This is a genomic window from Mesorhizobium sp. WSM4306 (assembly GCF_007003975.1).
Lineage (GTDB): Bacteria > Pseudomonadota > Alphaproteobacteria > Rhizobiales > Rhizobiaceae > Mesorhizobium.
In genome coordinates this window covers 1-20,821 of sequence record NZ_VFTC01000047.1, presented here as the reverse complement: position 1 = coordinate 20,821, position 20,821 = coordinate 1, and the positions used below count along the sequence as shown (strand labels likewise).

Sequence of the window (20,821 nt, the reverse complement as noted above, 5' to 3'; positions counted from 1 at the left end):
CAAATATGCGGTCTGGAACACTTAAAGCGCCTTGAAATCCTGCATGTGCCAGCCGCCGGCGCCGGCCATGCACAGTTCTCCCTTGAACAAGGCGACGCCGTCGAAGCTTTCGCGCGAGGCGGTAAAGCTGCGGCATGTCTGGCCGTTGTCCTGCAACTCGGCAAGTTGGGTGATGGAGCCGCGTGAGCCGGTGCCGGCATTCGCCCACGGCACGGCCTGGCCGCGAAGCTCCTCTATGTCGGCCGAAGAGACCGCATTGCCGATCGTGGTCTGGTCGGAAGCGTTATCGGCGTCCGTCGATATCACCTGCGCCGGCGCGCTCGAGGTGACGATGGAACGATCAACTTCGGCTTTTTCCAGGCTGAAGCCGCCGGCGCCGCAGGCGGCGAGCGGCAAGGCGACGATCACGATCACGGCTTTCGAACTGGCCGAAGCGAAAGCGCTCCATTGCCCGCTGTCAAAAGCTTGCGCGATACGCGACAATCGGCAACCTCCTGAGGCTCGAGACAATTTGAGAAAAACTATGAGTGACACTGAGTTAACAAGTAGTGACTTTACCGAGGCCGCCGAGCCGTTCCGGCTCTTTGCCGCCTGGCTGGAGGACGCCACAAAGAGCGAAATCAACGATGCCAACGGCGTCGCGCTGGCAACCGTCGATGCCGACGGCATGCCGGATGTGCGTATGGTTCTGCTCAAGGGGTTCGATGAAAGCGGATTTGTCTTCTACACGAATTTCGAGAGCGCCAAGGGCCGCGAGATTCTTGGCAGCATGAAGGCGGCGATGTGCTTTCACTGGAAATCGCTACGCCGCCAGGTGCGCATACGCGGCCCCGTGGAGATCGTCAGCGACGCTGAAGCCGACGCCTACTACGCGACGCGGCCGCGTGGCAGCCGCATCGGCGCTTGGGCTTCGAAACAGTCGCGGCCGCTGGAAAGCCGCTTCGCGCTGGAGAAAGCGGTGGCCGAGTACACAGCGCGCTACCCGATCGGCGAGATCCCGCGGCCAAAGCACTGGTCGGGCTTCCGCATCGTGCCGCAGGCGATCGAGTTCTGGCACGACCGGCCGTTCCGGCTGCACGACCGCCTGGTCTTTTCGCGCAACGCCGAAGGCGGCTGGGACAAGACGCGGCTCTATCCCTGAGAAACGCCGGGCTACGGGAAATCAATCCTTTTCCAGCTGAAACAGCAGGAAATGCGGCCGTTCGCTGCCAAGCCCGACCGCCGGACGTATCGTCTTGGTCGCCGCCTTCGGCACCAAAAAGGTTTCGCGCAGGTTCAGCGTTTCGCCGGTCTTGGCGCCGGAGAATATCGCCGAAATGCATGTCTGCACATTGTCCGGCGTTCTCAGGGAGACAATGGACGTCGGCGACCAGCGCCGTCCCTCGGCATCGATCAGCATCACCTTGCAGCCAAGCCACAGCTTCTGCAGGTCGGGATCGCCCACGGTCACCGAAAAATCGGCCAGCACCGGCACAGAATCAGGCGGCAGGCTCTTCATGCCGAAGGCGCCGCGCAGATCGGTCAATCTCCAGTCGCTGCCGCCGAAATGCGCGCTCTGGCCCCAGGCGACGCTGCGCTCAAATAAATCATTGTCGCCGAGCAGCGCCTTGACGCTGTCGTAGGCTTCCACGGCTAAGGTCAAAGGGATGAGCACAAGCAGCCCCCAAAGGCTGCGGCGGCGCCATTTCCGCTCGCCAAGGCCATTGTCCTGAACCACACTCTGCGCCGTCATTTCGGTTGCCCATCAATCGGCTGCGACAGATCGAGCGTGTCGACGGTGCCGACAGGAAAGCCGTCGGACAAGACAGCGACCGGCCCGATCGAAATCTCGGCCTGCGAATCGAGCGCCGCCAGCAGCTTGTTTGAGATGAGTACCGTCGCGTTGCCGGCCTCCGCCGGGCTCACTTCGAAGACCAGCCTTGCCTTCCTCGGCAGGCCGGGATCGACAGTGACCGGGAGAAAGCCGTTGTTGACGAAGGACAGCCGCTCGGTGTGGTCGTAAGTCAGCCCCGTTGGTCCGCGCCAGGAGGCGACCGCGACTGATGTCGATTCGGCTCTGGCCGCGAACGCCACCGTGACCACGGCCCACACGCCGCCGGTGGTCAGCACTTTCGTCTCGCCGAACCGATCCGTCTCGAGCTTGCGCGCAAACTCAAGCTTTTCGGCGCGAACCTCGAAGCTGCGGCCAACGATTGTATCTCCCACCTTGCCCCGCACAGGGATAGGACCGATCAGATCGCCATAGTGCGGCTTCGAAATCTGCAGGCCGTAGCAGAACGCCACGGCGACAAGCAGCAGGATGAGATTGGCCAGTTTGCGCATCATGGCTGGCCTCCAGTGTCGGGTGCGACAGGAATCGTCAGCGTGCCAACCGGGCTCGGATTGAACCAGCCGGGCAGGCCGTAAAGGTTGTCGCGCTGTTTATAGATTTTGCTCATGACCGTCAGGCCGAGGCTTGCCGGCACGGCGCCACCTTCCGGCAGCTCCCAGACATAGGCCATGCGCTCCGTCATGCCGGGATGCAGTTCCGGCGACAGCGTCGAATCGCGGGTCAGCACGATGTAGGGTTTTGTTGCCGGGTCGAGCGGCGGCCTGGTTGCCTGGACGAGGTCGAAATAATCCTTTGTGGATTGGGCCGTGCGGTTGGTCATGTCGACCTCGAAGACCAGCGCTTTCGTGCCGGGCTTGCGCAAGGTGCCATAGACATATTTCTCTGCGCTGACATAGGCCTTCACCGGCTGCAGCAGCCATTGCCCGGTTTCGATCGGGCCGGCACGAGCCAGAACCGGTACTTGCGCATGCCCTGCCTCGAAGGCACCGAGCACACCGGCAACGGCAATCGCCGCCGCCGTACCGATGCCGGTTACGATCCAGGCTTTCAGCCGCGAGCGGGCGCCCTCAAGCATTTTGCGCCGCTCCGGCTGGACCATTCGGCTCCGCCGCCTCGCCGGTCTGGCGCTTGGGCAATGCGAATGCCGTTTCGAGGATCGCGGCGAGGAAGCAGATGCGCAGCGGCTCGACCAGAATGCCGGTCGAAGAGTCCTGGAAGGCACTGCCGAACAGCAGCGAGACACCTTCAGAAAGCACCTGCCAGGTGTCGAGGTCGTGCGGGCCGACGATGCGGGTCATGCCCAGCCATGCCCAGGCCGCCAGCCAATCGATCAGCCGGTAGCCGGCGATCAGCGTGAGCGTGAGCACGACGCCGGAACTCAGCGTGATGCGTACGCCATTGGCGATCGGCAGATAGCGCGAGCGATAGCCCGAGATGAAGTGCTCGACGAAATCGCGCATGAATTTCGGAATTGTGCGATAGCGGGCGCCGAGCCGCTCGACCCGTTCGTGCACGCGCAAGAGTTCCTTGTCGTCGCGCACGTCGTAGCCATAGATCAGCGCGGTCATGACCAGCCAGATCACCGGCAAGAGCATGAAGAAGAACAGCGCGATGAGTTTTGTTGTCGTGTCGATGGAGGTGACTTCGACGGGAACCATCGGATCGGCAAAGGCTTTTGCGACGGGGTTGGCCACGCCGTCGGCTGCGGCCTGCAGGACGGAAAAAATGTTGCGGCTCATGATCCAGCCGACGATGTCGTCCTTCCAGCGCGAGATGACGTAAAGACCGACGAAGATCCAGTTGGTTTCGCAGATCACCACGACAATCTGCCAGAAGGACCTTGCCCCGCCGCGTTTCTGCATCGCCTGGGCCAGACGCCTGACCAGCCAGGAGATGACGACCGAAAACACCAGCCAGCGCGAATCCAGCACATCAAGCACATTGCCCGCGCCTTCGCCGAAGGGTGCCATGTCGAGGGTGACGCGCGAATATTGCCGCACCGTATCGCCCAGAAAGCCCCAGGCGGCGTAGTAGGCGAAGAACGGCAGCAGCGCGACGCTGACCATGCGCGCTAGCCGCGTGGTGCCGCCGCTCGCCTCAGCGCCGGCTTCACCTGATGCCTGCCCACGCGCGGCTTCCTGTGCGGCACGGATCGCCGGCAAGGCGGGAAGCAGCGTCTGGAACATGGCGACGGTGACGATGAGCTGCGTGAGCGCCACGAGCGTCAGCAGTGCCAAGCCCGCCATGTGGTTGAGGAGGGCGGCGCGCGCGGCGACCTGCATGAACAGGTCGCTGCCCACAATGCCCAGCAGCACCAAGGCGACCAGTTGCGGCCAGAAGCGCCACCAGAGCCTGAACGTCAGGATCATCGGCTTCGCAAAATCGGCAAGCATCGGACGTTCAATCCGTCAATGCCGGCCTCTTGGCGTCGCGAAAGGTTGCTTGTTGGCAGTTGCGGGCCATGTCTTCTCCACCGACCAGGCCCCCGCCGAAAGATGAGATAGGGCGTGAAAACCGCAGTGTACAGGTCAAAAACACGCGTCTGGCGTGTGTTTCGTTTGCACCTGACACACCTTGCCAGTGTCGGTGGATCAGCCCGCTTTCTTGCGCGTCATGAAGGCGGTGAGCGCGGCCCGCGCCTCGTCGGACTTCAGCCGGTCACGGAAATGTGCGCTTTCCTCGGCGATGCGGGCGACCAGTTCGTCGCGCGAGCCGCGCATCAGATCGCGGGCGATCTTCAGCGCCTCAGGCGGCTTGGCCGCGACTGCGCCCGCCGCCGCCAGCACCGCGGCTTCGAGCGCACTCTCCTCGACCACCTCGTAGATCAGGCCGGCGGCCTTGGCGCGCTCGGCCGAGAAACCTTCGCCGAGGCCAAGCAGGGCAAAGGCGCCCTGCCGGCCGAGGATCTGCGGCGCCAGCAGGCTGGAGCCGGCCTCCGGCACCAGGCCGAGATCGACGAAGGGCGTGCGGAACACGGTGCGCGGCGTGGCAAAGGTCAGGTCGCAATGCAAATTGAGCGTAGTGCCAATGCCGACCGCGATGCCATCGACGCCCGAGACGATGGGTTTCTCCGTTTTGGCCAGCGCCATCAGAAAATCCCAGACTTCCGTGCCGCCTTCACCGCCGGTGGCGATGACAAGAAAGTCGGCGAGGTCGTTGCCGGCCGAGAAAGCGCCGGGCACGCCGAGGAAGACATGGACGCGGACCGCCGGATCGGCATCGCCTTCGGCCAGTGCCTTGGACATTGTCGCGTACATGGCGCGCGTCAGCGCGTTCTTCTTGTCCGGACGGTTCATGCGGATGAGCTGGATGGCGCCCTGGCGCTCGACGAGGATATGGTCTGTCACGGTTTTGTTTCCCTGATGAACGTCAAGCTGAGTATTCAGGCTGATATCAGCGTCTTGCCGGCGGCGGCGAGGCTTTCGGCGCCATGGATGACGCGTTCCTTGAGAGCGCTGACCTCGCCAAGCAGGTTTTCGGCGAAGAAGCGGCAAAGGGCGATGCGGTTTTGCTCGGCAAGCCCGCCACGCGCCAGATAGGCGCCGCCGGCGGCAAGCGAGATCAACCGGAGATAGGGTGTCGCACCCGCCTGCGCTTCGTCGAGACGACCTTCGGCCAGCAGCTTCTGCAGGAAACGCGTCGCTTCGGTGAGATCATCCAGCGCCCGGTCAAGCGCCTCCGCAGTGCGGCCGAAGCCCTCCAGATTCGAGGTGCGCACCTGATCGGCGACCGCCTTCAGTTCGCCGATGTAGCCATGCACGTGCTCGCCGCCGCCGAGCGGCAGTTTGCGCGCTACCAGGTCGATCGCCTGGATGCCGTTGGTGCCCTCATAGATCGGCGCGATGCGGGCATCGCGATAGAGCGCTGCCGCCCCCGTCTCCTCGATAAAACCCATGCCGCCATGCACCTGGACGCCGAGCGAAGTGACATCGACGCCGACATCGGTGGAGAAGGCCTTGGCCAGCGGCGTCAGGAGATTGGCGCGGTCGCGCCAATGCGCGGCCTGATCGCCGGCCGAGACCCGCGCCAGGTCGATGGCGTGGGCGCAGGAATAGGAGATGGCGCGGGCGATCTGGGTCAGCGCCTTCATGGTCAGCAGATTGCGCTGCACGTCCGGGTGATGGACGATCGGCGCCATGCCGGCGCCGGCATAGTCCGATGCCTTGCCCTGGCGGCGCTCATTGGCATAGGCGATCGCCTTTTGCGTCGCGGCTTCAGCCACCGCCACGCCCTGCATGCCGACGCAAAGCCTGGCGTTGTTCATCATGGTGAACATGCAGGCGAGGCCCTTGTTCTCCTCGCCGATCAGCCAGCCGATAGCGCCGGGGGTCGTGCCCTGAAAACCGTCGCCATAGATCATGGTGCAGGTCGGAGAGGCATGGATGCCGAGCTTGTGCTCGAGGCCCGAACAGAAGACGTCGTTGCGTGCCCCCAACGACCCGTCATCATTGACCAGGAATTTCGGCACCAGAAACAGCGAAATGCCGCGCGTGCCGGCCGGCGCATCGGGAAGCCGCGCCAGCACCAGATGGACGATGTTGTCGGTGAAATCGTGCTCGCCATAGGTGATGAAGATTTTCTGGCCGAAGATGCGATAGGTGCCGTCGCCGGCAGGTTCGGCGCGGGTGCGCAATGCGGCGAGATCGGAACCGGCCTGCGGCTCGGTCAGGTTCATCGTCCCCATCCATTCGCCGGAGACGAGCTTCGCCAGATATTTGGCCTTCAGCGCCTTGGAAGCATGTTTGTCCAGCGCTTCCACCGCGCCCATGGTCAGCGTCGGGCCGATGCCGAAGGCCATGGCGGCGGAGTTCCACATTTCGAGCGCGGCGACGCCGAGCATGGTCGGCAGGCCCTGGCCGCCGAAGTCTTCCGGTCCCGACAGCGCGTTCCAGCCGCCGTCGACCCAGCTGCGGTAGAGCGCCTTCCAGCCGGGCGGCGTGGTCACAGTCGCGTCCTTCAAAACCGCGCCGTGCTCATCGCCCACCTTGTAGAGCGGCGCGACTTCCTCGCTGGCGAAGCGGCCGGCCTCGGCCAGGACGGCGTCGACAAGGTCTTCGCCGAGGTCGCCGAACGCGCCGATGTCGAGCGCCGGTTTGAGGCCGGCGACATGCTTCAGCGTGAACGAAATGTCGTCGACCGGCGCCTTGTACATGCCGCTTTCTCCTCCGCTGCCCGCCCTCCTCGATCCTAGGACCCGGGACGATGCAAAACCATCCGCCTTTGGGCGGCCTACGATCTTCTTTTTACGTAAACGTCAAACTTTGTCACGCGGATTTTGCAATCTTTGCCAGCCGCGCTAGACTCCGCGCAGCCGACCGCCGACGCCAGAGCGAACCGGAACCTGCCATGCTTGCCAGACCCGAGACATACCGTTGCATCGAATGCGGCCTGCCGTATCAGACAAGCGGCTTCTGGCATTATCACGGCGAGCCCGAAAGGGGCCCCGCCTATTTGGACCGATCGCGGCATATTGTGCTCGCCGCGATGTTCGCTTGCCCACCACCGCAAGCGCGCCGCCGAAGGCACACTGCAGCAGGAGCCGGCGCCGGATCCGCTTGAGGTGCAGACAACCGGCAGGCGATGAGCAGCGGAGCTGCCAATCTCCCCCCTCGTGGGGGAGATGCCCGGCAGGGCAGAGGGGGGCGTGAAGGAACGCCAACCTTGCTCACTTCCGCGCCAATCACGCGGCACGACGCAGCGGCGATCGAATGAGAGGACAGAGGGACAGCGCGCCCCCCTCTGTCCTGCCGGACATCTCCCCCACAAGGGGGGAGATCGGATGTCACGACGACAGCACTTCCTTAACCATAGCAGTTCACCATCGGTGTTTGGTCAGCGGGGACACCCTGTTTGAAAACGCCGGCGCATCTTCTTCGCCGCTCAGCAATCGCTCTCGCGGCGATGATGGCGCTGATATCTGCGGCACAAGCTTCCGATTTCTCGGAGCCATGGCGGGATGGCGACCGCGCGCTCGTCGTCGACGCCTATGAATACAATTCCATCGACTGGGCGCAGCTTGCTACCGACAAGCGCATCGTCGGCTTCATCAACAAGGCGTCCGACGGGCTGCCGCCGCCCTATTTCTGCTACGGCGACGAGACGACGGTCAAACTCTGCAAGACGCTGTGGAAACGCTATGCGGTGACGCGTGAGCTGTTCCAGACGCGCAAGGTGGTGGCCAAGGCGCTCGGCCTGAAATGGGGCGCCTATCATCTTGCCCGCCCCGGCAATCCGGTCGAGCAGGCGAACAATTTCATCGATTTCGCCGAACCGGCGCCGGACGATCTCTTGGCACTCGACCTCGAAGGCAACGATCCCACGCAGTGGATGTCGCTGGAGGATGCCGAGGAATTCGTGCGCCAGGTGCACCGGCGGCTCGGCCGTTTCCCGATACTCTACGCCAACGGCAAGACCGCCCAGTACATCGCCGACAACCGCTATCAATATCGGCTCTTGTCGCGGCTGCCGCTCTGGTATGCGCGCTACAAGCCCGACATCGACGTGCATTTTCCGATGGGCAACTGGCAGGGCTATGCGCTGTGGCAGTTTTCGGCGCAGGCCAATTGCGGTCGCCTTCGCTGCCCGTACCGCGTCGCCGGCACGCCCAACGACATCGATGTCAACGTCGCGCCGATGGATGCAGCCACGCTGCGCCAGCAATGGCCGTTCGGCGGCCTGATCAATGTGCCGCCCGACTACCTCGCCTCGATCCCGGTGCCGGTTTCGCGCGAGGCCGGGCTGGCCGGCAAAATCACCATCACCTATGCCGATGTCGCAACGCCGCCGACGGTCGAGGAGATGGTGGCGGTGCTCGGCGCGCGCTGGCAGACATTCCGCGCCGCCTTCCGCATACCGGTGGTCAAGACCGTGCCGCACCGCGCGCGCTTCGGCATTGCCGACTATGTCGCCTGGAAGCGGACCGCGTATCGCTCGGAGGCTCTCCTCGAGGCAGCCTTCTCCCAGGCCGCCGACCCGGTCAGCACCGCTTCGACGGAGCTCGTTCGCGAGCGCTGACTGCCGACACTAACCGGCCGCACCGGCCTTCTCCCGCGCTACCGCCTGCCAGCCTATGTCCCGGCGGCAAAAGCCTTGCGGCCAGTCGATGCGGTCGAGCGCGGCGTAGGCGCGGCTTTGCGCTTCACCGACCGTCTTGCCGGACGCGGTGACGTTGAGCACGCGGCCGCCATTGGCGACCAGCGCACCGCCATTGATGGCGGTGCCGGCATGGAAGATTTCAACGCCATCGCCGGCGGCTTCGTCGAGACCACGGATGACCGAACCTTTCTCCGGCGTGCCGGGATAGCCCCGCGCCGCCATCACAACGGTGAGCGCGGTCTCGTCGCGCCAGCGCACAGAACTGTGCGCAAGCTGGCCGTCAACGGCGGCGTTGAGCAGCACCAGAAGGTCGTCCTTCAGCCGCATCATCAGCACCTGGCATTCGGGATCGCCGAAGCGGGTGTTGTATTCGATCAGCTTCGGCCCTTTGTCGGTGATCATCAGTCCGGCGAAGAGAATGCCGGCGAAGGGCGCGCCAAATTCGGCCATACCGCGCATGGTCGGCTCGACGATCTCGCGCATGGTGCGCTCGACCATTTCGGGCGTCATCACCGGCGCCGGCGAATAGGCGCCCATTCCGCCGGTGTTGGGCCCGATGTCCCCGTCACCGACGCGCTTGTGGTCCTGCGCGGTGCCGAAGGGAAGTGCCGTGGTGCCGTCGCACAGGCAGAAGAAGCTCGCTTCCTCGCCGGTCATGAATTCCTCGACCACCACTTCGGCGCCAGCGTCTCCAAAGGCGCCGTCAAAACAGGCATCGAGCGCGGCGCGGGCCTCGTCCAGCGTCATGGCGATGGTGACGCCCTTGCCGGCGGCGAGCCCATCGGCCTTGATGACGATCGGCGCACCGACCTTTTCGACATAGGCCTTCGCTGCGGTCAGATCGGTGAAGCGGCCATAGGCGGCGGTCGGGATGTCGTATTTGGCGCAGAGGTCCTTGGTGAAGCCTTTCGAGCCTTCGAGCCTTGCCGCCCGCTTCGACGGGCCGAAGACGCGGATGCCCTGATCGCGCAGATCGTCGGCAATGCCGGCGACCAACGGCCCTTCCGGCCCGACGACGACGAGATCGATGGCATTGTTCTTGCAGAAGGCAGCGACAGCGGCATGATCGGCGATGTCGAGCTTGACCAGCTCCGCCTCGCGAGCGATGCCGGGATTGCCGGGCGCGGCATAGAGCTTGGTCAACAGCGGCGAGGCCGCGAGCTTCCAGGCCAGGGCATGTTCGCGGCCGCCGGAGCCGATCAACAAAACGCGCATGCCGATGTCCCTTGTCATTTCACGACAGGGACTGCGCTATTGCGCCAAGCGCAGCGGGTCAAGAGTTTTACCTTGCGCGATGCCGGTTGCGCACGGGAACGTCGCGCGGAGGGCACAACGTTCCCGGCCGGATCAGCTCTGGTAGATGACGGGGAACCAGTCCTCACGCAGTTTCTCGCCGGGCTTCATGTCATGGCCGGGATAGGGCGGCGAGGTGCGGCCGGGGCGCTCGACATAGCGCGCGTCATCGCCGACCCAACGCAGCGACAGCGCCCGGCGCCGTGCCGCCGTCGGATTGCCGCGCGCGCCATGCGCGGTTCGAAAATCGAACAATATGGCGTCGCCCGGCTCCATCTCCCATTCCAGCACCTTCAGCGACGGATCCTTGTCGGGGTCGGGCACCGGCAGGTAGTCGCCTTCGCCGGCATAGAAATTGCTGTCGTCGAGCCAGCGCACCGGCAGGATCATCTTGTCCCATTTGTGCGAGCCGGCGATCAGCCGCAGCGTCGCTTCCTTGACCGGATCGATCGGGATCCAGAAGCTGACGGTCTGAGTGCCATCGACGAAATAGTACGGGATGTCCTGATGCCAGGGCGTCGGCTTTTGCGTGCCCGGCTCTTTGACCAGCACATGGTCATGGAAGAACTGGGCGCTGCGCGACCGCATCGCCGCCGCCGCCAGTTCGGCGGCCGGAGAATTGCGCACGACATCGACGAATTCGGGGATGCGCTCCCAGTTGCAATAATCGTCGAAGAAGCTGCCCTTGCCATTGGCGATGTCGGACGCCGCGGCGCTGCGATTTTGCATGTTGCGCTCGATGCCGGCGGCGATAGGGCCGACCCAGTCCTTGAAGGCGCCGCGTATGCAGACCGCGCCATCGCGCTGGTAGTCGGCAATCGCTGCGGCATCGATATGTGTGGCGGCCACCTCATGTCTCCCCTGTTGGATGACCGACTATCGCAGCCGCCGCACATCGTGTAAAATAATAACTTCTCATCTCTCTTATAGCTTATGCCTATGAATCTTACCCTCACCCAGCTGCGCTATCTCGTTGCTGTCGCCCGGCACGGCAGCGTCACCGCGGCCGCCCGGATGCTGAACGTCTCGCAGCCGTCGATCTCGGTGGCAATCGACCATGTCGAAGCGACGCTCGGCCAGAAACTGTTCGTGCGCCAGCGCGGCAGCGGCATCGCGCTGACCTCGTTCGGCCGCGGCGCGGTGGCGAAGGCGAAGCAGGTGCTGGCCGAGGCGGACGAACTGGTTGGGCTGGGGACGCGTGACGCCGATGTCGGCGGCGAACTGGTGCTCGGCTGCTTCGAGGATCTGGCGCCCTATTTCGCGCCGGCGCTGATCCGCGCGTTTTCGCAACGCTGCCCGGCGGTCACTGTGGTCGTGCGCGACGAGACCTTCGAGACGCTGGGCCGGCGCCTCGGCGATTCCGCCATCGACCTCGGCCTGACCTACGATCTCGGCCTGCCCTCGCACTTCGCCCGCATCCTGCTGCATGAACTGCGGCCGCATGCGCTTTTGCCGCAAGGCCACGCGCTGGCCAGCCAGGCCAGCGTCAGCCTCGCCGAACTGGCGACCCATCCACTTGTTACCACCGACCAGCCGCACAGCTGGCAGCATATGCTGGACCTGTTTCTCAGCCGCGGCCTGTCGCCGGTCTCGCAGTCGACGACGAGTTCGTTCGAACTGCAGCGCAGCATGGTCGCCAACGGCTTCGGCGTCGCGGTGAGCTACACAAGGCCATATGGCGACAGGAGTTATGACGGCCTGCCGCTGGTCTGCAAGCCGCTGTCGGATCCGCTGCCGATGCAGCGCATCATCCTCACCCACGACACAAGGCAAAGGCTGTCGAAGGCGGCACTGGCCCTCATCGAAGTGGCGAAGGAATGGTTTGCCAGCCACGATGTTTTCACCGCCTGAGCGACAATGCGGCCGCTTGACGGCGCTCGCTGCTGCTGCCACTCCAGCACGATGGAAACCATCCAGTCGAAAGCGGCCCAAGGCCGCGTCGCCGACGCGCCGAGCGGCCATTGGGTCTACAAGATACTGCCGCGCTGGCTATGGCCCTATGCGCAGCTTGCGCGCTGGGACCGGCCGATCGGCTGGCAATTGCTGCTATGGCCCTGCTGGTGGTCGGCAGCGCTTGCGGCCAGCGCCTATCCGCGGCCTACCGACCCGCTGCTGACGCTGCTGCCGTCGCCGTGGTTCCTGTTCCTGTTCTTCGTCGGCGCCGTCGCCATGCGCGGCGCCGGCTGCACCTATAACGACATTGTCGACCAGGACATCGACAACAAGGTCGAGCGCACCCGCTCGCGGCCGCTGCCGGCCGGCAAGGTGACGCGCCGCCAGGCTTGGGCGTTCCTCGTCATCCAGGCCGGGCTGGGCTTCATCGTACTGTTGCAGTTCAACGACTTCGCCATTCCGCTCGGCATCGTCTCGCTGGTGATCGTTGCCGTCTATCCCTTCATGAAGCGCTTTACCAACTGGCCGCAATTCGTGCTTGGGCTAGCGTTCTCCTGGGGCGCGCTGATGGGCTGGGCGGTGGAGTTCGGCGATCTCGATGGCCCTGCCATCATGCTCTATATCGGCTCGATCCTGTGGGTGATCGGCTACGACACGATCTACGCGCACCAGGACAAGGAAGACGACGCCATTGTCGGCGTGCGTTCGACGGCGCGGATGTTCGGCGACAACACCAAGACCTGGCTGGTCGGGCTTTATGGCGGCACGCTGGTGTGCTTTGCCATCGCCTTTGCCTCGGCGCAGGCGCCGGTGGTGGCGCTGGCCGGGCTGATCGCCGCCGGCGCGCATATGGCGCGGCAGATCGCGGTTCTGGATATCAACGATCCCGACCAGTGCCTGCGGCTGTTCAAATCGAACAACCAGGTCGGCTGGCTGATCTTCCTAGGCCTGATCGGCGGATCGCTGTGGGTGGCGCTGAAGCCGCTGGTGTAATCTCCCTTCTCCCGTCGCTATACGGGGAGAAGGTGGCGGCAGCCGGATGAGGGGCAGCGCCAACCTTCGAGGCAAGGTTCAATTACTGCAACGATATAGCGCGTGCGTCGGATCATACTTTTTTGAGGTGGACAAACGCCGGAGTCAGCGCTGCCCCTCATCGCCCTGCCGGGCACTTCTCCCCGTATAGTGACGGGGAGAAGGAGGCTACTCCCTCGCGATAATCTCTTCACCGTCGATGACCAGTCGCAGGCCGAGATCGCCGGCCCTGCGGCGGGCGAGGAAGCGCGGACGGCGCGTGGTCGATACGCGACCCTTGCGGCGATCCTTGGCCGGCAACGCCTTGATGGCGGCGCCCAGCGATTCTTCCAGTGTGCGGGCAATGCCGTCGGATTCGATCAGCAGCATCTGCAGACGATAGGCATCGGCCCAGGCGCGCCAGTCGGCGGCGACGTCGTCGAGATCGTCGGCCACCAGCAGCGGCACCGACAGCATCGGGTCGTTGTGCAGGAGTTCCAGGGTTACCGTGACATTGCCTTCCGGATCCTCCATCGCGCGGGCGGCGACGCCGCGAAACGCATTGGCGGGCAGTGCGATGATCGCCGGCACGCCGCTCATCTCGAGCGTGCGGCGAATGACGGCGCCACGTTGGTCGATGGTGAAGGTAACGTCGCCATAGTCGTCGCGCGTGGCATAGCTCACCACTTGCGGCAGGCGGAATGGGTCAAGACGCATGTTGCGCCCGGCCCAGACGGGCTTCAGTACACTGTTCATCTACTGCCTTCCTGTGTTTCTCCTGAGAGCCGTTTTCACGGATCCCACCGGGCCAGTTTTCCCGGCCTCGTTATGCGAAACAGTAGCGCCGGCTTCTTACCGCTGCGCTTAAGAAAGTCGGTTAAATTTTGCTGATCTCAGGGGATGGTTATCGGAATGAGACCAGCCCCAAGATGTTGAAAGGATCAGATAACCTTACCGGGATTCATGATGCCTGCCGGATCGAAGGCGGCCTTCACCCGGCGCATCAGTTCGATCGCCATTGGCGGCGCGGTGGCGATCAGTTCGTCGCGCTTCAACTGGCCGATGCCATGCTCGGCCGAGATCGAGCCGTGGAAGGAGCGTACGACATCGTGCACGGCATGGTTCATGGCGTGGTAGAGACCGAGAAACGCTTCATCGTCACCACCCTCCGGCCGGGAGATGTTGTAGTGGAGATTGCCGTCGCCCATGTGGCCGAAGCAGACGACACGCGCCTGCGGGCTGACCGAGGCGATGGCGCCCGCGGCCTTGGCAATGAACGCCGGTATGGACGCCACCGGCACCGAAATATCGTGCTTGATCGAGGCGCCTTCGGGTTTCTGCGAGTCCGGCAGCACTTCGCGGAAATTCCAGAAGGCGTCGCCTTGCGCCATGCTTGCGGCGATCACCGCGTCGCCGACAATGCCTTGCTCGAGGCCTTCCGACAGCACCTCCTCGATCAGCCCCCTGGCGTCCTCGGCCGAGCGGCCCGATGAGACCTGCATCAGCACGTACCAGGGCCAGTCCTGCGCCAACGGCCGGGTGACGCCCTGCGCGTGGCGCAGCGTGAAATCATAAGGACGCTGGCCGATCAGCTCGAAGGCGGTGAGTGCGGCCCCTGCCCGGTCCATGGCCAGACTGAACAGCGAAAGGGCTGCTTCCGGCGACGACAGGCCGGCAAAGGCGACTTCACGCCCTTTCGGCTTGGGGAACAGTTTCAGCACCGCGGCGGTGATGATGCCGAGCGTGCCTTCGGCGCCGACGAACAGGTTCTTCAGATCGTAGCCGGTGTTGTCCTTCTTCAATTTGCGCAGATCGTCGAACACCTCGCCGGTCGGCAGCACCACTTCGACGCCGAGGCAGAGTTCGCGCGCATTGCCATAGGCAAGCACCCCGGTGCCGCCGGCGTTGGACGAGAGATTGCCGCCGATCTGGCAGGAGCCCTGCGCGGCAAGCGACAGCGGAAACAGACGATCGGCGGCGTCGGCGGCTTCCTGCAGCGTCTGCAGGATGACGCCGGCCTCGACGGTCACCGTGTTGGAAAAGACGTCGATCTCGCGGATGCGGTTCAGCCTAGACAGCGACAGCACGATCTCGCGGCCGGATGGGTCGGGCACCTGGGCGCCGACCAGCCCGGTGTTGCCGCTCTGCGGCACGACAGGCGTTCCCGTCTCGCTCGCCAGCCGCATGATCCGGCTGACCTCGTCGACGCTGCCGGGCCGCAGCACCAGCCCTGTCCTGCCGTGCCACAGCCCCCGCCGCTCGATGAGGTAAGGCGCGATATCGGCCTGGTCGCGCAGCGCATATTTGTCACCGACGATTGCGGCGAAGCGGTTGATGAGGGCGGGGTCGAGATCGAAGGGTGCGTCGTTCATGGGCGCAAACTATGGCGCTCAGTCGAGCTTGTCACGTGGGGCGGCGGCACGAAACAGCCGGTCGTTGATCGCCTCGCCAAGCCCATCAACCGGGATCGGCTCCACGGCGATCGTTGCCGCGCCGCTGCGGTCGAGGTCCTGCAAATAGGCGAACAGATTGCTTGCGGCTTCGCGCAGGTCGCCTGACGCGGACAGGTTGCGCAAGGCGACGGCCGCTTGCCAGCCGTCGGCGCGGTCACCACCAAAGGCCAGCAAGGCCTCGCCTTCGACCACGCTTTGCGCATTGAGCCGCACCGATGCGCCCGGCGCATAGTGCGAGGCCAGCATGCCCGGCGCCTCGATGCCTGATGTCGCACCGCGCTGCACCTTGATGCCGGTGACGGCCTCGATGTCGGCGGCGGCGACGCCGCCCGGCCTCAGAAGCCGCACGATATCGCCTTCGACCTTGACGATGGTCGATTCCAGCCCGACCGGAGTGGCGCCGCCATCGACGACAAGCCGGATTTTCGCGCCGAGATCGGCCGCTACGGCTTGCGCGGTGGTGGCGCTGATCTTGCCCGAAGAGTTCGCGCTGGGCGCGGCCAGCGGCCGGCCGAGTCTTGCGATCAGCTCGCCGCCGAACCCCCTGGGCATACGCAGTGCGATCGTATCCAGCCCGGCGGTGACCAGCGGATGGATGCCGTTGCCGGCTTGCTGCGGCAGCACCAGCGTCAGCGGTCCCGGCCAGAACGCCTCGGCCAGGCGTTTCGACAGCGGATCGAAGGTCACAATGCGCTCGGCCATCGCCAGATCCGCGACATGGGCTATCAGCGGGTTGAAGCGCGGCCGGCCCTTGGCTTCGAAGATGCGGGCGACGCCAACGCCATTGGTCGCATCGCCGGCCAGTCCGTAGACGGTCTCCGTCGGGATGGCGACGACGTCGCCGCCCTCGAGCAGCGCCAGCGCCCGCTCCATCGCTTCGCCGACGGGTAGTATCTCAGCCACTCTGTTCACCTCACAGGCGCCGGACCTAATACGGCAGTGATTTTCGAGCAAGTGCAGGCGTTGGTGAATTATCAATGCCTAAAATGTTATGTTTCCCTGCAAGCCGGCATCAATCCACTGGGGTTAAGGCTTTCTGGGTTAAGGCTGGCGGCTTGTTGGGCAAGGGATGGTTTCGATGTCGGTGCGTATGCTTGGAGCGCTTGGTTTGACCCTGGCGGCGATGACTGGTGGGGCGCAGGCCTCGTCGATCGTCTTTCTCGGTGTCTCGACCTCGACGCCGTCGGTTATCAAGGTTGGCGGAGCCGAACCGGTCAAGATCGCCTCGTCGCCATCGATCGTCGCGCTCGGCGATCCGCAACCCGACGTCACCTATGAAAAGGTCGCGGCGATTCCCGAAAAGCCCAGGCACGGCCAGGCCCCGATGATCATTCGTGGCGGCATCGTCGGCGGCGCCTTCGCCGCGCCGGCTCCCGCCAAGGCGAGCGCTGCAGCAGCGCCGGCGGCGAATACAACGCCTGGGGCGGAGACCGCACCAGCCGGAACTGCGACGGCGTCGAAGGGCAAGCCCGGGTCGCAGCCGGCGGCGCCGCAGCCGGCGGCAACCCCGCAGCAGCCGATCCAGAGCGTCGGCAAAGCCGAGTAGGCTATTCAGCCAAAGGCAGTCGGCCAGTCCATTCCGCTTGACGCCGATCGACGCCCCGGCGCACGATCGGCCCGTCGGCGGCGGCCCCAATTTCGCCAATCGGTTTTGGCACGAGCGCGCCGGGTTTCAAGTGAGCAAGGGGGTATCATGAACAAGGCGAAATCATTGACCGTGGCCGGCCTGTTGCTGGCGTCTTTTTTGGGCATTGGCAGCGCGCAGGCCGGTGACGACATGCTGGGGTCCTATGTCGCGCGTATTTCCGATCGCGACCACCATGCCAGCGACGGCTACGGGCTGAGCAGCGCGGCACAGATGGTGCGGCAGGACCGCGCCAACTGGCACAAGTTTCACCGGCGCGACACCGACGACCAGGGCGACGACTGGTTCGGGAGCAATGACGACCGCGCGTATCTGGAGCGCATGCTGAAGCGAGGCGGCGCGATGAGTTCCTCGACACGGAACGCCATCGTCAATGGCGAGCCACTGATCCAGGTCGACGTCTATCCAGACAGCGTGCATGTCAGCATTCTAGAGGATTGACTTCGTCAACCTCGGGAGGACTGACAAAGTCAGTTTCCGGGTGGCCTAAAAACAGGAAGGGCGGCGTGTGAACGCCCCCCTTCTCGTTTGATGTCAGTCGCCTGAAAGCTCAGGCCGCTTCTTCCTTGTCGTCATCCTCGCCGTCTTCGGATTCTTCGTCGTCGGATTCTTCTTCGTCAGCGTCGCTGGCCTCGGCCTTCACGCTGTCGTCGTCTTCGCCGTCTTCCTCGTCTTCGTCATCATCCGATGAAGCGGTGGTTTCTTCGCCTTCTTCCTCGCCGGACTCGTCGCCGTCTTCGTCGTCGCCTTCTTCGTCGTCGTCGGACAGGTCGTCTGCCTCGACCGCAGCGGCGGCGGCATTATCGAGGGCGGAAGCGGATTCAAGCGTCTCGGCGGTGCCCGAGGTTTCTTCTGTCACTTCGATGTCGTAAGCGGAATTCATGGAAGCCTCCGTGGGGTTGGGAACATGTCCTTTTTGCCACGGAGAGATCATCGTCATATGACTGTAAGCCGGCTCGAACGGCCGGCGACGAAGAAATTTTTGGGGACTTCTCCCGCGCTTTCTCAGTTCACCGTTTCACGGGAACGGCGACCTGCTCCAGCTTCCGTGTTTTACGCAATTTCCGGACGGAAAACCGTTACACACTTTTCCTGGAATTGCGTTAGCCAGCTATTCTGGAGAAGTCAGCGACCTGATCGGTCGCCGTGCGGATGCGGGCCAACAGCGCCAGGCGGTTTGCGCGCACGGCCTGGTCCTCATCATTTACGAGAACGCGTTCAAAGAATGAATCAACCGGTTCACGCAACACGCTAAGCGCCAGCATGGCGGCGGAAAAGTCTTCGTTTTGAATCGCTTCGCCGGCTTGCTTCTCAGCCTGATTCACCGCCGCAAACAGCGACTTCTCGGCGTCTTCACGAAACAGTGCCGGCTTAACAGTCTCGGCGATGGCCGTTTTCTTCTTCTCCTCGGCGGCAAGAATGTTGGCCGCGCGCTTGGTGCCGGCGAGCAGGTTCTTGCCGTCCTCGGTGTCGAGGAAGGAGCCGAGCGCTTCGACGCGGCGCACGATCTGCAAGAGGTCGTCCGACTGCGGCGTGATCACCGCGTCGATGAGATCGTGGCGGGCGCCCTGGTCGCGAAGATAAACTTTCAGGCGGTCGTGGAAGAAGGCGAGGAGATCGGTCGACTGACCTGCACCGCTGTCCTTGAAATTGGCGGCAGCGCCATCGAAAATGGACGACAGGGCCAGACGGATGCCGTTCTCGACCAGCATCCTCACCACACCCAAAGCCGCTCTCCGTAGCGCATAAGGATCCTTCGACCCCGTCGGCTTTTCATCGATTGCCCAGAAGCCGACCAGCGTGTCGAGCTTGTCGGCCAGCGCGACCGCAATCGACACCGCATCGGTCGGCACGCGATCGGACGGACCTTGCGGCTTGTAGTGCTCCTCGATAGCCGCAGCCACGGACGGATGCTCGCCTTGCAGCAACGCATATTTGCGCCCCATGGCGCCTTGCAGTTCGGGAAACTCGCCCACTGCTTCGGTAGTGAGATCTGCCTTGGCCAGCACGGAGGCACGCCCGGCGAGCGCGGTAATCTCCCCCCTCGAGGGGGAGATGTCGCCGAAGGCGACAGAGGGGGTCGGTCCGACTGGGCGCGACGCCGTATCGCGGACAGAGGATGCCGGCGCTTCACGCGAAGCGACCCCCTCTGGCCTGCCGGCCATCTCCCCCTCGAGGGGGGAGATCGACTGCGCCACGATCGGCGCTAACACTTCTGCCAGCCGCTTGATCCGCTCCACCCGCTCGCCTTGGGTGCCGAGCTTGGCGTGGAAGGTGACATTGAGATGGTCGAGGCGGGCCATGCGCTGGTCGAGCGGCTTTTTCAGATCGAGCCCGAATTTTTTCGCCGATGCCTCAAGCTCCCCGATGTCAGGCAGGTCGCCCTGGTCGGTCCGCCAGAAGTACAGCGCATCCGACAGGCGCGCGCGCACCACCTTGCCGTTGCCATGCGCGATCTCCTTGCCGCCATCCTTCGCCTCGATGTTGGCGGTGAGGATGAAGCGGTTGGAGAGGTTTTCGCCATCGCCCTGCGGCCGGGTGACAAAGCATTTCTGGTTGGCGCGGATGGTCAGCCGGACCACTTCAGGCGGAATGGCGAGAAAGGCCTGCTCGAATTCGCCCATCAGCACCACCGGCCATTCGACAAGGCCCGACACTTCTTCCAGCAGCCCTTCGTCCTCGACCAGGTCGAGCCCGTTGGCGAAGGCGAGGTTGCGCGCGTCCGCCAGGATAATCTCCTTGCGCCGGTCGCCATCGAGTACGACTTTGGCCGCTTCCAGCTTGGTCACATAATCGCCGAAGCGGCGCACGGTGATTTCACCCGGCGCCATGAAACGATGGCCGTAGGTGACGTTGCCCGAGCGGATGCCGTCGATCTCGAAATCGACCACCACCGGCTCCTCGGTCTCCGGGCCGAAGGTGCACAGGATCGTCTGCAGCGGCCGCACCCAGCGCAGCGAGCCGGGCTTGGCCGAAGCCGGCCCCCAGCGCATCGATGTCGGCCACGGGAAGCTGCGGATGATGGTAGGTACCAGTTCGGCGATGATCGCTTCCGCCGCCCTGCCTGGCTTCGAGATATGGGCGACGTAGAAATCGCCCTTCTTCGGATCGGAATGGACATGCGCCTCGGCAACCGAGGCAAGGCCTGCCTTGCGCAGAAAACCCTGCACGGCTTGTTCCGGCGCCGTCGTCGACGGCCCCTTGACCTCCTCGTGGATATCCTTCGAGCGCGCGGTCAGGCCCCTGATATCGAGCGCCAGACGCCGCGGCGTCCAATATTCGCGCGCGGCGTCATAGGTCAGGCCCGCCTCGACCAGACCGTCGGTCAGCATCTTCCTGAGATCGCCCGCCGCCTTGCGCTGCATGCGGGCCGGTATTTCCTCGGAGCGAAGTTCTAGAAGCAGGTCAGGCATGGTTGGGCTCGCGCGGCGGGTGTCGCGCGGGGCATAGCAACTCGGCTGGCCGCTGTCACCCTCTACCCCACAATCGCAGGCCAATCCCGCATGGCGGCGCCAAGCCCCCTCTCCGTCTCGGCTTCGCCGAGCCACCTTGTATCTACACGGGAGAGATTTCGTGGGAATAAAGCGATTGAGCCAAGGT

The 20,821-nt window shown here is 64.2% G+C and carries 20 protein-coding genes and 1 pseudogene; 7 read left to right on the top strand and 14 right to left on the bottom strand.

Annotation, left to right across the window (positions count from 1 at the left end; all coding sequences use genetic code 11):
* Window positions 1-21 precede the first annotated feature (21 nt).
* A complete protein-coding gene (locus tag FJV77_RS30990) occupies window positions 22-483 on the bottom strand; it encodes an RT0821/Lpp0805 family surface protein (protein WP_142870134.1) in 462 nt (153 codons plus the stop codon).
* 28 nt (window positions 484-511) lie between these two features.
* Between FJV77_RS30990 and pdxH the strand changes: the two genes are divergently transcribed.
* Window positions 512-1,141, top strand: coding sequence for a pyridoxamine 5'-phosphate oxidase (gene pdxH / locus FJV77_RS30985; protein WP_281408613.1), 630 nt, complete (start codon window positions 512-514; stop codon window positions 1,139-1,141).
* Between the two features lie 21 nt (window positions 1,142-1,162).
* On the opposite strand, the gene FJV77_RS30980 is transcribed toward pdxH, so the two are convergent.
* The 6 genes from FJV77_RS30980 to FJV77_RS30955 all read right to left on the bottom strand — a co-directional run bounded on the left by FJV77_RS30980 (window position 1,163) and on the right by FJV77_RS30955 (window position 6,983).
* A complete protein-coding gene (locus FJV77_RS30980; RefSeq protein WP_142870132.1) occupies window positions 1,163-1,732 on the bottom strand; it encodes a hypothetical protein in 570 nt (189 codons plus the stop codon).
* The gene (locus FJV77_RS30975; RefSeq protein ID WP_142870131.1) at window positions 1,729-2,325 is read right to left on the bottom strand and encodes a hypothetical protein; all 597 of its coding nucleotides are present in this window, start codon (window positions 2,323-2,325) and stop codon (window positions 1,729-1,731) included. The genes FJV77_RS30980 and FJV77_RS30975 overlap by 4 nt, the downstream gene beginning before the upstream one ends.
* Complete coding sequence (locus FJV77_RS30970) at window positions 2,322-2,906, bottom strand: hypothetical protein (RefSeq protein WP_142870130.1); 585 nt, start codon at window positions 2,904-2,906, stop codon at window positions 2,322-2,324. The genes FJV77_RS30975 and FJV77_RS30970 overlap by 4 nt, the downstream gene beginning before the upstream one ends.
* Window positions 2,899-4,224: a hypothetical protein gene (locus FJV77_RS30965; RefSeq protein WP_142870129.1), complete on the bottom strand. Its 1,326-nt coding sequence runs from the start codon at window positions 4,222-4,224 to the stop codon at window positions 2,899-2,901. The genes FJV77_RS30970 and FJV77_RS30965 overlap by 8 nt, the downstream gene beginning before the upstream one ends.
* Window positions 4,225-4,422: 198 nt before the next feature.
* Complete coding sequence (locus FJV77_RS30960; RefSeq protein WP_142870128.1) at window positions 4,423-5,178, bottom strand: crotonase/enoyl-CoA hydratase family protein; 756 nt, start codon at window positions 5,176-5,178, stop codon at window positions 4,423-4,425.
* A gap of 35 nt (window positions 5,179-5,213) precedes the next feature.
* Window positions 5,214-6,983 (bottom strand): acyl-CoA dehydrogenase family protein, encoded by a 1,770-nt coding sequence (locus FJV77_RS30955; RefSeq protein ID WP_142870127.1) that lies wholly within the window; start codon window positions 6,981-6,983, stop codon window positions 5,214-5,216.
* A 194-nt stretch (window positions 6,984-7,177) separates the two neighbouring features.
* On the opposite strand from FJV77_RS30955, the pseudogene FJV77_RS33190 reads away from it, so the two are divergent.
* Together FJV77_RS33190 and FJV77_RS30945 are read left to right on the top strand one after the other, a co-directional pair.
* Window positions 7,178-7,415, top strand: a pseudogene (locus FJV77_RS33190) (hypothetical protein).
* A 317-nt stretch (window positions 7,416-7,732) separates the two neighbouring features.
* On the top strand, window positions 7,733-8,845 hold the full coding sequence (locus FJV77_RS30945) for a glycoside hydrolase family 25 protein (protein WP_142870143.1): 1,113 nt from the start codon (window positions 7,733-7,735) through the stop codon (window positions 8,843-8,845).
* Window positions 8,846-8,854: 9 nt separating this feature from the next.
* Here FJV77_RS30945 and purD read toward each other — a convergent pair whose 3' ends face one another.
* Complete coding sequence (gene purD / locus FJV77_RS30940; protein ID WP_142870126.1) at window positions 8,855-10,141, bottom strand: phosphoribosylamine--glycine ligase; 1,287 nt, start codon at window positions 10,139-10,141, stop codon at window positions 8,855-8,857.
* Window positions 10,142-10,273: 132 nt separating this feature from the next.
* Window positions 10,274-11,068: a phytanoyl-CoA dioxygenase family protein gene (locus FJV77_RS30935; protein ID WP_185970488.1), complete on the bottom strand. Its 795-nt coding sequence runs from the start codon at window positions 11,066-11,068 to the stop codon at window positions 10,274-10,276.
* A 90-nt stretch (window positions 11,069-11,158) separates the two neighbouring features.
* Between FJV77_RS30935 and FJV77_RS30930 the strand changes: the two genes are divergently transcribed.
* Both FJV77_RS30930 and ubiA read left to right on the top strand, forming a co-directional pair.
* On the top strand, window positions 11,159-12,070 hold the full coding sequence (locus FJV77_RS30930; RefSeq protein ID WP_142870124.1) for a LysR family transcriptional regulator: 912 nt from the start codon (window positions 11,159-11,161) through the stop codon (window positions 12,068-12,070).
* Window positions 12,071-12,121: 51 nt separating this feature from the next.
* On the top strand, window positions 12,122-13,105 hold the full coding sequence (gene ubiA / locus FJV77_RS30925) for a 4-hydroxybenzoate octaprenyltransferase (protein ID WP_142870142.1): 984 nt from the start codon (window positions 12,122-12,124) through the stop codon (window positions 13,103-13,105).
* 207 nt (window positions 13,106-13,312) lie between these two features.
* Here ubiA and FJV77_RS30915 read toward each other — a convergent pair whose 3' ends face one another.
* From FJV77_RS30915 to FJV77_RS30905, 3 genes are all read right to left on the bottom strand, one after another.
* The gene (locus tag FJV77_RS30915) at window positions 13,313-13,879 is read right to left on the bottom strand and encodes a DUF6101 family protein (RefSeq protein WP_142870122.1); all 567 of its coding nucleotides are present in this window, start codon (window positions 13,877-13,879) and stop codon (window positions 13,313-13,315) included.
* A gap of 185 nt (window positions 13,880-14,064) precedes the next feature.
* Entirely contained in the window at window positions 14,065-15,495 is a 1,431-nt protein-coding gene (locus FJV77_RS30910; RefSeq protein ID WP_142870121.1) for an FAD-binding oxidoreductase, read from the bottom strand.
* Window positions 15,496-15,513: 18 nt separating this feature from the next.
* A complete protein-coding gene (locus tag FJV77_RS30905) occupies window positions 15,514-16,479 on the bottom strand; it encodes an L-threonylcarbamoyladenylate synthase (protein ID WP_185970487.1) in 966 nt (321 codons plus the stop codon).
* 175 nt (window positions 16,480-16,654) lie between these two features.
* Between FJV77_RS30905 and FJV77_RS30900 the strand changes: the two genes are divergently transcribed.
* Both FJV77_RS30900 and FJV77_RS30895 read left to right on the top strand, forming a co-directional pair.
* Entirely contained in the window at window positions 16,655-17,122 is a 468-nt protein-coding gene (locus FJV77_RS30900) for a hypothetical protein (RefSeq protein ID WP_142870120.1), read from the top strand.
* Between the two features lie 147 nt (window positions 17,123-17,269).
* A complete protein-coding gene (locus FJV77_RS30895; RefSeq protein ID WP_142870119.1) occupies window positions 17,270-17,662 on the top strand; it encodes a hypothetical protein in 393 nt (130 codons plus the stop codon).
* Window positions 17,663-17,771: 109 nt separating this feature from the next.
* Here the strand turns inward: FJV77_RS30895 and FJV77_RS30890 are convergent, their stop codons facing one another.
* Together FJV77_RS30890 and glyS are read right to left on the bottom strand one after the other, a co-directional pair.
* Window positions 17,772-18,104, bottom strand: a complete 333-nt coding sequence (locus FJV77_RS30890) for an ATPase (RefSeq protein ID WP_142870118.1) — start codon at window positions 18,102-18,104, stop codon at window positions 17,772-17,774.
* Between the two features lie 220 nt (window positions 18,105-18,324).
* Window positions 18,325-20,634, bottom strand: a complete 2,310-nt coding sequence (gene glyS, locus FJV77_RS30885) for a glycine--tRNA ligase subunit beta (protein ID WP_142870117.1) — start codon at window positions 20,632-20,634, stop codon at window positions 18,325-18,327.
* Window positions 20,635-20,821 lie beyond the last annotated feature (187 nt).